Origin of the sequence: Streptomyces sp. NBC_01460 (assembly GCF_036227405.1) — a bacterium.
Lineage (GTDB): Bacteria > Actinomycetota > Actinomycetes > Streptomycetales > Streptomycetaceae > Streptomyces.
The window spans coordinates 7564116-7578134 of the sequence record NZ_CP109473.1 but is presented as its reverse complement, the minus strand read 5'-3'; the positions used below and the strand labels follow the sequence as shown (position 1 = coordinate 7578134).

Annotated in this window: 13 protein-coding genes; 5 read left to right on the top strand and 8 right to left on the bottom strand. The window is 71.5% G+C overall.

The window, feature by feature from the left end; genetic code table 11:
• Positions 1 to 114: 114 nt before the first annotated feature.
• A complete protein-coding gene (locus OG488_RS34005) occupies positions 115 to 333 on the bottom strand; it encodes an MbtH family protein (protein ID WP_329236252.1) in 219 nt (72 codons plus the stop codon).
• A 1232-nt stretch (positions 334 to 1565) separates the two neighbouring features.
• On the opposite strand from OG488_RS34005, the gene OG488_RS34000 reads away from it, so the two are divergent.
• Both OG488_RS34000 and OG488_RS33995 read left to right on the top strand, forming a co-directional pair.
• Complete coding sequence (locus OG488_RS34000; RefSeq protein ID WP_329236250.1) at positions 1566 to 1757, top strand: hypothetical protein; 192 nt, start codon at positions 1566 to 1568, stop codon at positions 1755 to 1757.
• 251 nt (positions 1758 to 2008) lie between these two features.
• Positions 2009 to 3505 carry a SulP family inorganic anion transporter gene (locus OG488_RS33995; RefSeq protein WP_443074254.1) on the top strand — a complete coding sequence of 499 codons (1497 nt, stop codon included), beginning with the start codon at positions 2009 to 2011 and terminating at the stop codon, positions 3503 to 3505.
• A gap of 59 nt (positions 3506 to 3564) precedes the next feature.
• Here the strand turns inward: OG488_RS33995 and OG488_RS33990 are convergent, their stop codons facing one another.
• The 5 genes from OG488_RS33990 to OG488_RS33970 all read right to left on the bottom strand — a co-directional run bounded on the left by OG488_RS33990 (position 3565) and on the right by OG488_RS33970 (position 8957).
• Complete coding sequence (locus OG488_RS33990; protein ID WP_329236246.1) at positions 3565 to 4605, bottom strand: NAD(P)-dependent alcohol dehydrogenase; 1041 nt, start codon at positions 4603 to 4605, stop codon at positions 3565 to 3567.
• A gap of 63 nt (positions 4606 to 4668) precedes the next feature.
• Positions 4669 to 5445 (bottom strand): SDR family NAD(P)-dependent oxidoreductase, encoded by a 777-nt coding sequence (locus tag OG488_RS33985; protein ID WP_329236244.1) that lies wholly within the window; start codon positions 5443 to 5445, stop codon positions 4669 to 4671.
• Positions 5442 to 6110, bottom strand: a complete 669-nt coding sequence (locus OG488_RS33980; protein ID WP_329236243.1) for a TetR family transcriptional regulator — start codon at positions 6108 to 6110, stop codon at positions 5442 to 5444. Before OG488_RS33980 ends, OG488_RS33985 begins: the two co-directional genes overlap by 4 nt.
• Before the next feature lie 127 nt (positions 6111 to 6237).
• Positions 6238 to 8367 carry an MMPL family transporter gene (locus OG488_RS33975; protein ID WP_329236241.1) on the bottom strand — a complete coding sequence of 710 codons (2130 nt, stop codon included), beginning with the start codon at positions 8365 to 8367 and terminating at the stop codon, positions 6238 to 6240.
• Between the two features lie 95 nt (positions 8368 to 8462).
• Positions 8463 to 8957 carry a MarR family winged helix-turn-helix transcriptional regulator gene (locus OG488_RS33970; protein WP_329236238.1) on the bottom strand — a complete coding sequence of 165 codons (495 nt, stop codon included), beginning with the start codon at positions 8955 to 8957 and terminating at the stop codon, positions 8463 to 8465.
• 203 nt (positions 8958 to 9160) lie between these two features.
• Between OG488_RS33970 and OG488_RS33965 the strand changes: the two genes are divergently transcribed.
• From OG488_RS33965 to OG488_RS33955, 3 genes are all read left to right on the top strand, one after another.
• Positions 9161 to 9391, top strand: coding sequence for a twin-arginine translocase TatA/TatE family subunit (locus tag OG488_RS33965; RefSeq protein ID WP_329236236.1), 231 nt, complete (start codon positions 9161 to 9163; stop codon positions 9389 to 9391).
• A 130-nt stretch (positions 9392 to 9521) separates the two neighbouring features.
• A complete protein-coding gene (locus tag OG488_RS33960) occupies positions 9522 to 11033 on the top strand; it encodes an SDR family oxidoreductase (RefSeq protein WP_329236234.1) in 1512 nt (503 codons plus the stop codon).
• Positions 11030 to 12409: a cryptochrome/photolyase family protein gene (locus OG488_RS33955; protein ID WP_329236232.1), complete on the top strand. Its 1380-nt coding sequence runs from the start codon at positions 11030 to 11032 to the stop codon at positions 12407 to 12409. The genes OG488_RS33960 and OG488_RS33955 overlap by 4 nt, the downstream gene beginning before the upstream one ends.
• 76 nt (positions 12410 to 12485) lie before the next feature.
• Here OG488_RS33955 and OG488_RS33950 read toward each other — a convergent pair whose 3' ends face one another.
• Complete coding sequence (locus OG488_RS33950; protein ID WP_329236230.1) at positions 12486 to 13328, bottom strand: DUF1206 domain-containing protein; 843 nt, start codon at positions 13326 to 13328, stop codon at positions 12486 to 12488.
• A gap of 42 nt (positions 13329 to 13370) precedes the next feature.
• Positions 13371 to 13907, bottom strand: a complete 537-nt coding sequence (locus OG488_RS33945) for a DoxX family protein (protein ID WP_329236228.1) — start codon at positions 13905 to 13907, stop codon at positions 13371 to 13373.
• Between the last annotated feature and the right edge of the window lie 112 nt (positions 13908 to 14019).

Genomic DNA, 14019 nt, shown 5'->3' with positions numbered 1-14019 from the left:
AGCAGTTAACACCATGTGATCAATTTTGATCAGACAGAGAGCGAGATTGATTAAATTTGATCACCAGGGCGTCACTCGGTCCGGGGCGGCGCTCTCGCCGCCCCGGACGTGCACCTATCCGGCGTCCGCTCCCATGGACCTGACCAGGCTGGCCGGCCGCATGTCGCTCCAGGACCGTTCGATCGCATCCAGACAGTCCTGACGCGACCCTTCCGGGCCGTCAGCCCGCCAGCCGCCCGGAACGTCGAGATGCGCGGGCCACAGCGAGTACTGGCCTTCCTCGTTCACCAGCGGCACGAACCGCCCCGACTCGTCGTCGAAAGGGTTGGTCACGGCGTCCCCCACCTGTTCTCACCATTTTCACGGAATGCTCGTCGTCCGTTTCCGGACATTACCCGGACACCGTTCTCGGTGGCCGTCGCACTATCACTCGCCGACACCCCGCATGCGTTTCCGGCCATACGGAGCGGCGACACCGTACCCGTTCGAATACCGGGGGTAAACCGGCGACGGAGACACGGCTTCCCCCGACCCGCCCGTTCACGCCAGTCACCCTAGAGGAACAGAGAGAACCGAGAGGAATATTCACTCGGTTACCCACGAGTACGTAATGGAGCGACGGAAACAGATTTGGCCGTGGACATATGCCAACCGGCTTAGTGCGAAAACATCAAGTCACCCTCATGTCCCCATTGCGCCGTTATCCCTGACTATGACCCACGCATTTCCGGATAGTTTCGCGCGTGCGCCCGCTCACTCCCCGTATGCACCCTGAATGCGCGCCGAGCCCCCGTGCGCCGGGCATGCGCCCCGCTCATCCCGCCATCCGGTCGAACTGTTCATCAGGCGGCGGATGGCCGACGGACGACTGGCGGCGCCCGACTCCCGGCAACGGGCGGGCGCGGGCCGGCCGGCGGCGGACCCGGGCGGGCACTGCGGGAACCAGCCCGGCCGGCCCGCCCCCGGGCGCACTCCGCGGCCACCTCCATTCGGCCGGAGCGAGCGAAATCAGCCGCGCGCCACAGAGCCGAGTCCGCGGCATACGACATTGATCCGGCCATCGATCCGCTCAACCTCGGCCGTGTTTCCGGAAGACAGGCACCCACCCCAAGGGCGAACCATTGTGCGAATACTTTGCGTACCGCTCATGCGGCATATGCAGACGCCACGCACGCGCCGACGATCTCACATACTGAGAACCGATCGTGTGGTATAAGCCCAGGCCACAGGGGTCCTGCGTATGTTTCGACCCGCCAGGCATGCACTTTCAGACTCTTCACAAAGGGTTAACTCCATAAGCCCTCAGGCCTGTTAGCGTCCCGAGATACACGGTGAAGTCCACCAGGAGGTGAAGGGTGCGAACAGCGGCGGTCAGATTCGTTCTCGCACTCCTGATGTGCTTCCTTCTGGCTCCCGACTCGGGCGCTTCCTCGCCGGATCTCCAGGGGCCCGATCTCCATGGGTCCGCGGCGGGAACGCCGGCGGACCGCCTCCCGGATGCGGGCCCGGCCCACAGCGCGTACGCCACGTGCGGCACCCCCGATCGCGGAGGTGAGCCGAACGGCGTGCTGCGCCACCGCGACCGGCATCGCTCCGCGACCGTGCCCGCCCCCGAGGCACCGTCGCGTTCCGCGGTGGCGGCCGCCGCCGGTGGGATGCTCACGACGGCCGCCGTCGCGGCGATGGGCAACGCGCATCACACGTCCAGATCCTCGACCGCCCACTCCACCTCCCTGCTCCAGGTCTTCCGCTGCTGAGCTGACCGAGGCGCCCGGAGACCTGCCCCGGCCCGCAGTCCTGCGTGACGCGGCGCCGTGGGGTCCTCCCGGCGCGCCCTCCCGGCCCCCAGTTCTCGTACGCGTACCGACGCGCCGTCCTCCGGCGCGCCAGGAGGAACCACTGGCATGCAATTTCTCGTCGATCCTGCGGCAGAAGACCTGAGCATCAGCGACAGCGCGGTCTGGGCACCCCCGCCCGGCGACGTGCGCTCGGCCCCCTTCCGCACGGGATGAGGGCCGCTGTGGACCGTCTCACCAAGTTCCCTCATCTGCGGCAGGACTTCGCCGCTTCCCTCGTCGTCTTCCTCGTCGCCCTGCCGCTCTGCGTGGGCGTGGCCGTGGCCTCCGGTGTCCCGGCCGAACTGGGGCTGATCACCGGCATCGTGGGCGGTCTCGTCACCGGCGTGATGCGCGGCAGCAGTCTCCAGGTGTCAGGACCGGCCGCCGGTCTGACCGTGCTCGTCTTCGAGGCCGTGCGGACCTTCGGACTTCCCGCGCTCGGCGTGATCGTCCTGACCACGGGGCTGCTCCAGCTGGCCATGGGCGCCCTGCGGCTGGGCCGCTGGTTCCGGGCCATCTCCGTCTCGGTCGTCGAGGGCATGCTCGCCGGTATCGGCCTGGTGCTCATCGCGGGGCAGCTCTACGCGGCCGCCGGCGCCGAGGCGCCGGCCTCCGGCACGGGAAAGATGACCGGCGTCCCAGGACTGCTGGCCGACGCCGTGTCGAGTCCCGCGGCGCTCACCTCCCTCACGGTCGCCGCGTCGACCATCGCCCTGGTGGTGGTGTGGAGCAGGATGCCGAAACGGGTACGGGCCGTTCCGGGCGCGCTCGCCGCGGTCGCCCTGGCGACACTCGCCTCGCTGGTCTTCGACCTGCCGGTCGGGACGGTCCAGGTCAAAGGACTGCTTGATGCCGTCCAGGTCCCCGCGCTGTCCGAGTTCGGCGGGCTGGCGAGCCTGAGCCTGCTCGGGACCGTGGCGGCCTTCACCCTCATCGCCTCCGCGGAGAGCCTGTTCAGCGCGGCGGCGGTGGACCGGCTGCACGACGGGCCACGTACCCGGTACGACAAGGAGCTGATGGCCCAGGGCACGGGCAACACCGTCTGCGGACTCCTCGGCGCGCTGCCGATGACCGCGGTCATCGTGCGGAGCTCCGCCAACGTGCAGGCGGGTGCGCGGACCCGGGCCTCACGGGTGCTGCACGGTGTGTGGCTGCTCCTCTTCGCGGCGCTGCTCCCGTCCGCGCTGGAGCTCATCCCCCTGCCCGCCCTCGCGGGAATCCTCATCCACGCCGGATGGAAGCTGATTCCGCTGCGTTCGCTCGCGTCCCTGTGGCGTGAGCACCGCGGTGAGGCGCTGATCCTGGTCGTCACGGCTGTGGCGATCGTGACGGTGAACATGTTCGAGGGTGTGCTGACCGGTCTGGCCCTGTCGGTGGCCAAGGCGGCCTGGGACGCCTCCCACATCAAACTGGAGGTCGTCGACAGCCGTGGTGACCGGGTCCACGCCCGGCTGTCGGGCAACGCGACCTTCCTGCGGCTGCCGAACATACTCGACAGCCTGGAGGCCCTGCCCGAGGACCGTCCCATCGACCTGGATCTCACCGGCCTGCACCACCTGGACCACGCGTGCCGTACGGCGCTGGAGAACTGGGCGGAGCGGCACAGCTCCTCGGGTACCGAACCCGTGCGGCTGACCCGGGACGACGTGGTGACGGCCGCTCCCTGAGAGCACGGACGACTCGCCGGGCGCCCTCCACGGGCGTCCCGGCGAGTCGTCCGCCGCTGTCAGCCGTTGGGCAGGATGACCGCGCGGCCGTTGATCTTGCCCGCGTGCAGCCGCTCGTAGGCGAGCGGGGCCTCGTCGATGGAGTACGTCTCGACGTGGACGTCGACGGCACCGGCGTGGGCGAGCTCGATGACCTCGGCGAGCTCCTTGCGTGAGCCCCAGTACGGCGCGGTGACCGACGTGGAGAACGGCAGGACACCGAAGCCGACGGGCAGCAGGCCGCCGCCGATACCGACGATGGTGACGTCGCTGTCGATGGAGGCGACCGCGCCGGCCGTCTTCACGGTGGGCTCGGCGCCGACGAAGTCGAACACGACCTTGGCACCGATGCCACCGGTGAGCTCGCGGACCCTGGCGGCGGCGTTCTCGTCGGACAGCACGGCCTCGTGGGCGCCGACGGCCTTGGCGAGCGCGAGCTTCTCCTCGGTCACGTCGAGCGCGATGACCCGTACGGCCGTCATGGCACGCAGGAGCTGGATGGCCACGTGGCCCAGGCCGCCGGTGCCGATGACCACGGCGGTGGCGCCGGGCAGCAGCTTCGGCAGCGAGCGCTTGATCGCGTGGTACGGGGTGAGGCCCGCGTCGGTCAGCGAGACGGTCTTGACCGGGTCCAGGTCGCCGATCGGTGTCAGGTGACGGGCGTCGTCGACGATCATGTACTCGGCCATGGCGCCGGGGTTGCCCAGGCCGGGCGGGTTGATGCCGAGGTCGGCGGCGCGCAGGCAGTAGTTCTCCCGGCCCTCCGCGCAGTTCACGCAGGTGCCGCAGCCCCAGGGGCCGTAGACGGCGACCGCGTCCCCCACCGAGACGCCCTCCGCGCCCTCACCGAGTGCGGCGACGGTGCCGACGCCCTCGTGGCCGAGGGTGAGCGGCAGCTCGTAGGGAAACCCTTCGGCGGGCCAGCTCATCACGGCGATGTCCGAGTGGCAGACGCCCGCGGCGCTCACCTTGAGCAGGATCTGGCCGGGCCCCGCGACGGGCTCGGGGATCTCGACGACCTCGGGTGCGGCGCCGATGGTGCGGTACTGGACGGCTTTCATGACTCTCCTTCGCTTCTCGTGCTTCCTTTGTGACCCCCGTGGTGGCGTGGCGCCACCCGGGGATCAGGAGGCGGAGAAGCCGCCGTCCACCAGGTGGTAGCTGCCGTGGATGAAGGAGGCGCGGTCGGAGAGGAGGAAGGCGGCGAGTTCGGCGACCTCCTCCGAGGTGCCGAGGCGGCCGGCCGGGTGGAGGGAGATCAGGTGGTCGCGGGCCGGTCCGTCGGTGTCGCGGAGCAGCGGGGTGTCGATGAAGCCGGGGCCGACGGCGTTGATGCGGATGTTCCGGGCCGCGTACTCGAGTGCCGCGGTCTTGGTGAGGCCGACGACACCGTGCTTGGCGGCGACGTAGGCCGGGGAGTTCGCGAAGCCGTTGGTGCCGAGGATCGACGACATGTTGACGACGGCGCCTCCGCCCGAGGCCAGGATGGCCGGGAGCTCGTAGCGCATCGAGTAGAAGACGCCGCTGAGGTTGGTGGCGACGACCCGGTTCCAGTCCTCGATGCCGTAGTCGCCGGTGGTCCGCGCGGGTCCGCCGATGCCGGCGTTGTTCACGGCGAGGTGCAGGGCGCCGAAGGTGTCGACGGCGAACCGCACGCCGGCCTCGACGGACGCCGGGTCGGTGACGTCGAGGGCGACGGCCGCGGCGCGGGCGCCGGTGGTCTCCAGCTCGGCGGCGGCCTCGCGGGCGCTGGCCTCGTTGTGGTCGGCGACGACGACGGTCGCCCCGCTCGCGGCGAGCCGCCGGGAGAGGGCGAGGCCGATGCCGGAGGCGCCGCCGGTGACGAGGGCGACCTTGCCGGCGAACTCCGACTCGTACGCGGTGGGGAGGTTGATGCTCATGGGGTGCTTCCTTGCGTGGTGCTGTGGGGCGCCGGCCCGTCCTGCCGGGAAACCGACAGGTGTGTGGAGAGGGCGTCGAAGGCTTGTACGACGAATTCGGGCAGGGCGGCCGGCCGGCCGCCCCGTACCCATGCCGCCTGGGCCGCGAGGAGCGCTCCGGCTCCCGCGGCGACGGCCACGGCGGGACGGAGGTCCTGCCGCGGGTCCACACCGAGACGTTCCGCGAGGATCGCCACCGACTCCTCCTGGGCGTCCACCCGGATGTGGTGGTACGCCGCGTAGAGAGTGGGTTCCTCCTCGGCCATGACGAGCAGGTCGAAGATGCGGGGCCGCCGGTGCCAGGGCTCCGCCTCCGGGTCGTCGAGCCAGTCGAGAACGGCTCGGCGGTAGGCGGTGAGCGGTGGCTCGGCAGCCGGGCGCTCGCGGAGCGCGCGGTTGATCCGGTCGCCGTCGCCCCGTACTGCGTCGAGGACGGCGGCCTCCTTGTTCGGGAAGTACCGGCTGAAGGTGCGCCGGTCGACGTCGGCCGCCTGCGCGATCTCCTCGACCGTGACGCTCCGCAGACCACGTTCGAGCACGAGCTCGAGCGCGTTCCGCGCCAGCGCGTCCCGGGTCCTGCGCGCCTTGCGGCTGCGCCGTTCCGGGACGTTCCCTGTTTCCTTCATGCTTGCACCGTACACCTTCAAATGTCGCAGTGGGACATCTGTCCCGACGGGACATTCGGTGGGCGCCCGCCGACGCGCGGAGGCCCGGGGCGACAGCACGTCACCCCGGGCCTCCGTCAGCCGTTCCCTACGACAGGGATTCCCGCGCCTCCGGAGCCTCCTCAGGCTTCCGGCTGAGCGTGCCCGGCCACCAGGCGGTGCGCCCGATGTCCCTGACCAGGGCGGGCACCAGGAGCGACCGCACGACGAGGGTGTCCAGCAGCACGCCGAACGCGACGATGAACGCGATCTGGACCAGGAAGGCGAGCGGGATGACCCCCAGGGCCGCGAAGGTGGCCGCCAGGACGACGCCCGCCGAGGTGATGACGCCACCCGTGGTGGTGAGGCCGCGCAGCACGCCCTGCCGGGTGCCGTGGATCAGGGACTCCTCACGGACGCGCGACATCAGGAAGATGTTGTAGTCGACGCCGAGGGCGACCAGGAAGACGAATCCGTAGAGCGGTACGGAGGAGTCCGTGCCGCTGAAGCCGAAGACGTGCTCGAAGACCAGCGACGAGATACCGAGCGTGGCGAGGAAGTTGAGCGCCACGGTCGCGACGAGGAGCAGCGGCATCAGCAGGGAGCGGAGCAGTCCGATCAGGATGACGAGGATGATGACCAGCACCACCGGCACGATGATGTTGCGGTCGTGTTCGGCGGTCTTCTGGGTGTCGTACTGCTGCGCGGTGTAGCCGCCGACGAGCGCCTCGGCGCCCGGTACCGCGTGGACCGCTTCGCGGAGCCGCGTGACCGTCGCCTTGGCGGCGTCGCTGTCGGCCGCGTCCGCCAGTGTGGCGTCGATGCGCACCCGGCCGTCCACGACGAGCGGCTCCCCGGCGCCGGGGCGTCCGGAGGCCGTCATCACGGAGACGCTCGCGACGCCCTGGACGTCCTCGGCGGCGGCGACGACCTGCTGGGACCGGTTCGCGCCGGCGATCACGACGGCGGGGTTGCCCGATCCGCCGGGGAAGTGCCGGCTCAGGGTCTCCTGGGCGGCGACCGACGGCGCGTCGTTGACGAAGATCTCCTCCAGGGGCACTCCCTTGGAGTTCAGCGTCGGCATGAAGGCCGCGCAGGCCAGAAGACCGACCAGCGTGACGGCCCACACCTTGCGCGGGGCGCGGTCGACCAGCCCGGCGATCCGCGACCAGATCCCCGTCGAGCCGGAGTCCGGCTCGGCCTTCCCCTTCTTCGGGCCGGAGGGCCAGTACGCCGCCCGGCCGAGCAGGACCAGGACGGCCGGGAGGAAGGTGAGGGCGCTCAGGACGGAGCAGACGATGCCGATGGCGCCCACGGGTCCGAGCGCGCGGTTGTTGGTGAGGTCGCTGAGCAGGAGGGCGAGCAGCCCCAGGGCCACGGTGGCGGCGCTGGCCGCGATCGGCCCGGCGGACTCACGGAGTGCGGCGCGCATCGCGGTCCACCGGTCGGGCTGCCGCGAGAGCTCCTCGCGGAACCGGGCGGTGAGCAGCAGCGCGTAGTCGGTGGCCGCTCCGATGACGAGGATGGACAGGATGCCCTGGACCTGGCCGTCGACCCGGACGATGTCGTGGTCGGCCAGTACGTAGACGATCGCGCAGGAGACACCGAGCGCGAAGACCGCGCCGACGATGATGATCAGCGGCAGCAGGACGCTGCGGTAGACCAGGAGCAGGATGACGAGCACGGTCACCAGGGCGACGCCGAGCAGCAGTCCGTCGATGCCGGCGAAGGCGTCCGACAGGTCGGCCTGCGAGGCGGCGGGGCCCGCGAGCCCGACCGTCGTGCCCGGGACGCCCTCCGCGGCGCTCCGGATGTGCGCCAGGGAGTCGGGTAGCTCGTCCCCCAGGTCAGGCCGCAGCTGGACGACGCCTTCCAGCGCCTTTCCGTCCTCGGAGGGCAGCGCGGGGCTCACCTTGCCCGTCACACCCGGACCGCCCTCGAGCGAGGCGAGGGCGGCCGTCGCCGCCTTCCGCTGCTCCGGGCCGAGCTTGTCGGCGTCCCCGTCCGACGTCCAGACCACGATGGCGGGTACGGTCTCCTGCCGGCTGAACGCCTTCTGGGCCTCGACGACCCGGGTGGACTCGGCGCTCTGCGGCAGGAACGCGGCTTGGTCGTTGGTGGCGACCTCCCCCAGTTTCCCGGCGTACGAACCGAAGGCCCCGCCGACGACCAGCCACGCGAGGACGAGGAAGACGGGTACAAGGAACAGCCGGCGGACCGGCTTCGATGCGGTGGACATGGCACTCCTGGGTCGGCCGCGATCTCTCAATCATGATGTATCTCAATGATTGAGATTACATGGCCCACGGAGCCCCTCCGCACAGGGACGGGGCTTCAGCGCCGGGGAACCTGCATACGGGCGAGCTCACCGTTCATACGTCCGAGAAATCGGAGCGCGGACTCCAGCTCCTGGGGCTCGGACGCGGAGCGCGCACCGGCCGCCGCCTCCGCGAGGGGCATGAAGAACGAGCGCGCGGCCGCCTTGGCCCCGGACTCGTAGTAGAGGTGCACGACACGCCGGTCGGAGCTCTCCCGTGCACGCCTGACGTGCCCGGCCCGCTCGAGCCGGTCCAGGCACGCGGTGACCGCGCCGGACGTCAGCCCCAGGTGTTCACGCAGTCGCCCCGGAGTCAGCGGCACATCGGCGTCGAGGATCGCGCCGAGGGCCTGCACATCCGTCGCGTGCAGTCCCTGCGCGTGCGCGAAGGAGTGGACCAGCCGGTTGATCTCGCCGTTCATCCGGCGCAGCTCCACGGCGAGCGCCTGGAGTTCCGAGACCCCCGTCGCAGCCGCGCCGGATCCGTCGCGAGGGTCGTCTGCACTGTCCACCGCCCCATAGTAGGGCGCACATGGAGGCGCACCGACCTCCCGGCGGACTCCGCGAGGAACACATCCGCAGCTCATCCCGCCTCTGTACTTCTACAGATGCGTAGAAACCCGATGGAGCGGATTTGGCGCACCCCCCGGAGCCCCGGGAGAATGACCGGGCCGTCGCGCGTGCGCCGCACACCCCTCAGGGAGAAGACACCGTCATGTTCGGAATCAGCGAGATCGCGATCCTCCTCATCCTCGCCGTCCTGATCCTCGGTGCCAGGAAGCTCCCCGAACTCGCCCGCTCCCTGGGCAAGTCGGCCCGGATCCTGAAGAGCGAGGCGCGGGCCCTGAAGTCCGACGGCGTTCCCCCGGCCGGGCCGGGGACCGACGGCGCGAGCGGCCCGCACGTCATCCGGGGCACCGCCACCGAGAAGCCCGGACCTCGCTGATCCCCTTGCCCGCCTGCCCGCCCCGCCACCCGGAGGGGTGGGCTTCGGCGTGTCCGGACCCCGCAGGCATGCGGAGCGGCCCTCCCGGGGACACGGTGGTCGAAGGAGACACGAGCCGGAGCGAGGGGTCATGGAGAGCAAGGACGACAGCGGCGCACTGCGGTGTCTGGTGACGGGCGCGACCGGATACATCGGGGGTCGCCTCGTGCCGGAGCTCCTGGAGGCCGGCCACCGGGTGCGCTGCCTGGCGCGGACCCCGGAGAAGCTGCGGGACTACCCGTGGGCGGGCGAGGCCGACGTGGTCAAGGGGGACGTGACCGACGCGGAGTCCCTGGGCGCGGCGATGCGCGACGTCGACGTCGCCTACTACCTCGTCCACGCGCTGGCCTCCGGGCCCGGATTCGAGAAGACCGACCGTGAGGCCGCGCGGATCTTCGGAGAACAGGCGAAGGCGGCCGGCGTGGGACGCATCGTCTACCTGGGCGGGCTGGCCCCTGACGACGTCCCCGCGGAGGAGCTGTCCCCGCACCTGCGTTCACGCGCCGAGGTCGGCCGCCTCCTGCTCGACTCGGGCGTGCCGACGACCGTGCTGCGCGCCGCCGTCATCATCGGATCGGGCTCGGCGTCCTTCGAGATGCTGCGCTACCTCACCGAGCGGCTGCCGGTCATGGTCACGCCCAGCTGGGTGTCGACACGGATCCAGCCGATCGCGGTCCGGGACGTCCTGCGCTACCTGGTGGGCAGTGCGCGCATGCCCGCCGACGTGAACCGCACCTTCGACATCGGAGGGCCGGACGTCATGACGTACCGCGACATGATGCAGAAGTACGCGGCGGTCGCCAACCTCCGGCACCGGCTGATCCTGCCGGTACCGATGCTCTCGCCGGGCCTGTCCAGTCACTGGGTCGGCCTGGTCACCCCCGTGCCAGCGTCGATCGCCCGGCCGCTCGCGGAGTCCCTGCGCTACGAGGTCGTGTGCCACGAACACGACATCGCCGACCACGTCCCGGACGAACCCGGGCAGCCCTTCTCCTTCGACACGGCTCTCTCGCTGGCCCTGCAGCGGGTGCGCGAGGCGAAGGTGACGACGCGGTGGTCCTCCGCGTCGATCCCGGGCATCCCCAGCGATCCGCTCCCCACCGACCCCGACTGGGCGGGCGGGAGCCTGTACACCGATGTGCGCGAGCTCGACGTGGACGCCTCCCCCGAGGCCCTGTGGAGAGTCGTGGAGGGGATCGGCGGTGACAACGGCTGGTACTCGTTCCCCCTCGCATGGGCGGTCCGGGGCTGGCTGGACCGGCTGATCGGCGGTGTGGGCCTGCGCCGGGGCAGGCGGGACGCCCAACGCCTGCGCGTGGGCGACTCCCTGGACTTCTGGCGGGTCGAGGAGATCGAACCCGGCCGGCTGCTCAGGCTCCGCGCGGAGATGCGGCTGCCGGGCCTGGCCTGGCTGGAGATGTACGCGGAGGAGGGCGAGGGGGGCCGGTCCCACTACCGGCAGCGGGCCGTGTTCCATCCGGCGGGACTGCTCGGCCACGCGTACTGGTGGAGCGTCTCCCCCTTCCACGCGGTGGTCTTCGGCGGGATGGCGCGCAACATCGCCCAGGCGGCGGCCCGAGGAACGGCGGGTGTGACGAAATGACCGTGGCCGTCGTCCTGTTCACCTCCGATCTGCGGATCCACGACCATCCACCGCTGCACGCCGCCCTCGCCGCGGCCGACGAGGTGGTGCCCCTCTTCGTGCTGGACAAGGCCGTCGAGGCCGCCGGGTTCGGCGCCCCCAACCGGCGCGCGTTCCTGGCCGACTGCCTCCGTGACCTGGACGCGGGACTCCGCGAGCGAGGCGGGCGTCTGGTCGTCCGGGAGGGCGACGTGGTGGAGGAGACCGGCAGGATCGTCGCGGAGACCGGGGCCGCCACCCTGCACATGGCGGCGGGCGTCAGCTCGTTCGCGCAGCGCCGGGAGGAGCGGCTGCGCGAGGCCCTCGGGTCCACGGGCTGCCGGCTGAGCGTGCACGACGCGGTGATCACCGCGGTCGCGCCCGGCGCGGTGGTCCCCTCCGGCGCGGACAGGGACCACTTCGCCGTCTTCACCCCGTACTTCCGCCGGTGGTCGGAGGAGGGGCTCCGCCGTCCGTTCCACGCGCCGCGCACCGTGCGCGTACCGGAGGGTCCCGCGTCCGCCGGGCTGCCCGCGCGGGACGGCGTACGGGGGACCTCCCCCGGCCTGGCCGAGGGCGGGGAGGCCGAGGGGCGACGGCTCTTCACCGCGTGGCACCGGGACGGACTCGCGTCGTACGAGGACCTCCACGACGACCTGGCGGGCGACGCGACCTCGCGGCTCTCGCCGCACCTGCACTTCGGCACGCTCTCCCCCGCCGAGGTCGTCCACCGTGCCCGCGACGCGGGCGGACCGGGGGCGGAGGCCTTCGTACGGCAGGTGTGCTGGCGGGACTTCCACCACCAGGTCCTGGCCGCCCGCCCGGCGGCCGCCCGCACCGACTACCGCTCGCGGCAGGACCGCTGGCGTACGGGACGGAAGGCCGAGGAGGAGACGGCCGCCTGGAAGGAGGGCCGTACCGGCTATCCGGTGGTCGACGCGGCGATGCGGCAGCTGCTCCACGAGGGCTGGATGCACAACAGGGGGCGGCTGCTGGCCGGGAGCTTCCTCGCCAAGACCCTGTACGTGGACTGGCGGGCCGGAGCGCGCCACTTCCTCGACCTGCTCGTCGACGGGGACGTGGCCAACAACCAGCTCAACTGGCAGTGGGTGGCGGGGACCGGCACGGACAGCCGCCCCAACCGCGTGCTCAACCCGGTGACCCAGGCCAAGCGGTACGACCCGGACGGGGCGTACGTACGGCGCTGGGTGCCGGAGCTCGCGGGGATCGCGGGGGCGGCCGTGCACGAGCCGTGGAAGCTGTCCGGGGAGGAGCGGGCCCGCTACGACTACCCGGAGCCGCTGGTGGGACTGGCGGAGGGCCTGTCCCGGTTCAAGGAGGCCCGGGGGCTCGACTGAGCAGGGCCGTCGGCGCCGGCGGACGAGCAGGGTCGGGGCGGCGGACTCCGGGTGGTCCCGGGCTGCCGCCCCCGGCTCAGACCTTGCGGTAGCGGGCGTTGGCCCAGGAGAAGAGGCCGAAGGCGGCCAGGCCGAGCGCGATGAAGGCGAGCAGCCAGGGGCCCGCGGGCGTCTCGGTGAAGGAGCGCAGGGTGTCGTCCATACCCTTGGCACGGCCCGGTTCGTGCTGGACGGCCGCCGCGACGGCGAACCCGCCCGCCGTGGCGAAGACCGCACCGCGCACGACGCCGCCGAACACGCCGGTGACGTCGACGGCCTGACGGACCTTCTTCGTCATCTCGGCCATCTTCAGGTGCTTGTGGAACTTGCGGGCGGCTGCCCGGAAGGCGATCCAGAGGCCGGCGCAGGTCACGACGATGCCGGCCGCTCCGACGATCCACTGACCGCCGGTCCACTCCAGGGCGCGCGCCGTGACGTCGTCGGTCTGCTTGTCGCTGGATCCGCTGCCGCTGCCCTGGTCGCCGGCCGCGTAGGAGAGCACGGAGTAGGACACGAAGCCGTAGAAGACGAAGCGCGCGGCTGCCATCGCCCGCTTCTGCGGCTTGTCGCCGTCAGGGCCCGCCTGGCCGAAGAGTGCCTCGGACAGCCGCCAGAGCGCCATGCCGGCCAGCGCCAGGCCGAGGGCCCAGAGCAGGATGTTCCCGAACGGCTTCTCGGCTATCTCCGCGATGGCGCCGCCGCGGTCGGCCTGCTTGCCGCCTCCGTCGGAGAAGGCGATGCGCAGGGCGAGCACACCGACCAGCAGGTAGATCACTCCTCGCGCCACGAACCCGGCGCGGGCGCCGACATCCATGGCGCGGCTGCGCGCGGCTCTTCTGGCCTGGCCGCGTGCGTTCGTCGACAGTGCGTTCGCATTCATGCACTGCCGAGTGCCCCTGAAACGGCGATCAATGCGGAAGAACTACAGGCCCTCGCCCTCCGGCTCGCCCGCGGCCGCTTGTTCCTTGGCCCGCCGTCCGACGACGGCCGCCGCCGCGAGGGCGCTGCCCGCGAAGGCGAGGGCGACGACCCACGGCCGGTCGAGGACGTGGCAGGTGGCGTGGTCCAGGGAGTAGCGGCCGGCACCCGTGAGCCCGATCGCGGCGGCGGTGAAGCCGAGGAAGGCCGGATACTCGTAGCCGCCGCCCATGGCGAAGATGCCCGCGGGAGCGTGCACGGCGACGGCACCCGCCATGGTGCCCGCCGCCGCGGCACCCGCCGCGGGGGTGGCGAGGCCGAGGGCCAGCAGGACGCCGCCGCCCGCCTCGCCGATCCCGGCCGCCAGGGCGCTGTGCTTCGGCGGACGGAAGCCCATGGCCTCCATCGCCGCGGTGGTCCCCTCGATGCCCCCGCCGCCGAACCACCCGCCCAGTTTCTGGCTGCCGTGGGCCGCCAGGACGGCCCCCGTACCGACCCTGAGTGCGAGGAGTCCGAGGTCACGTCGGTTGATGCAGGTCATGAGGTGTCTCCTGTCAGCGAGGAGGAGCAACGGCGTCGGGCCGTACCAATCCACTCTCGTCCGGTCCGGCCAGTGGGGTCCGATGGGGGTGGGCCATTCGTGTTCCCGCCGT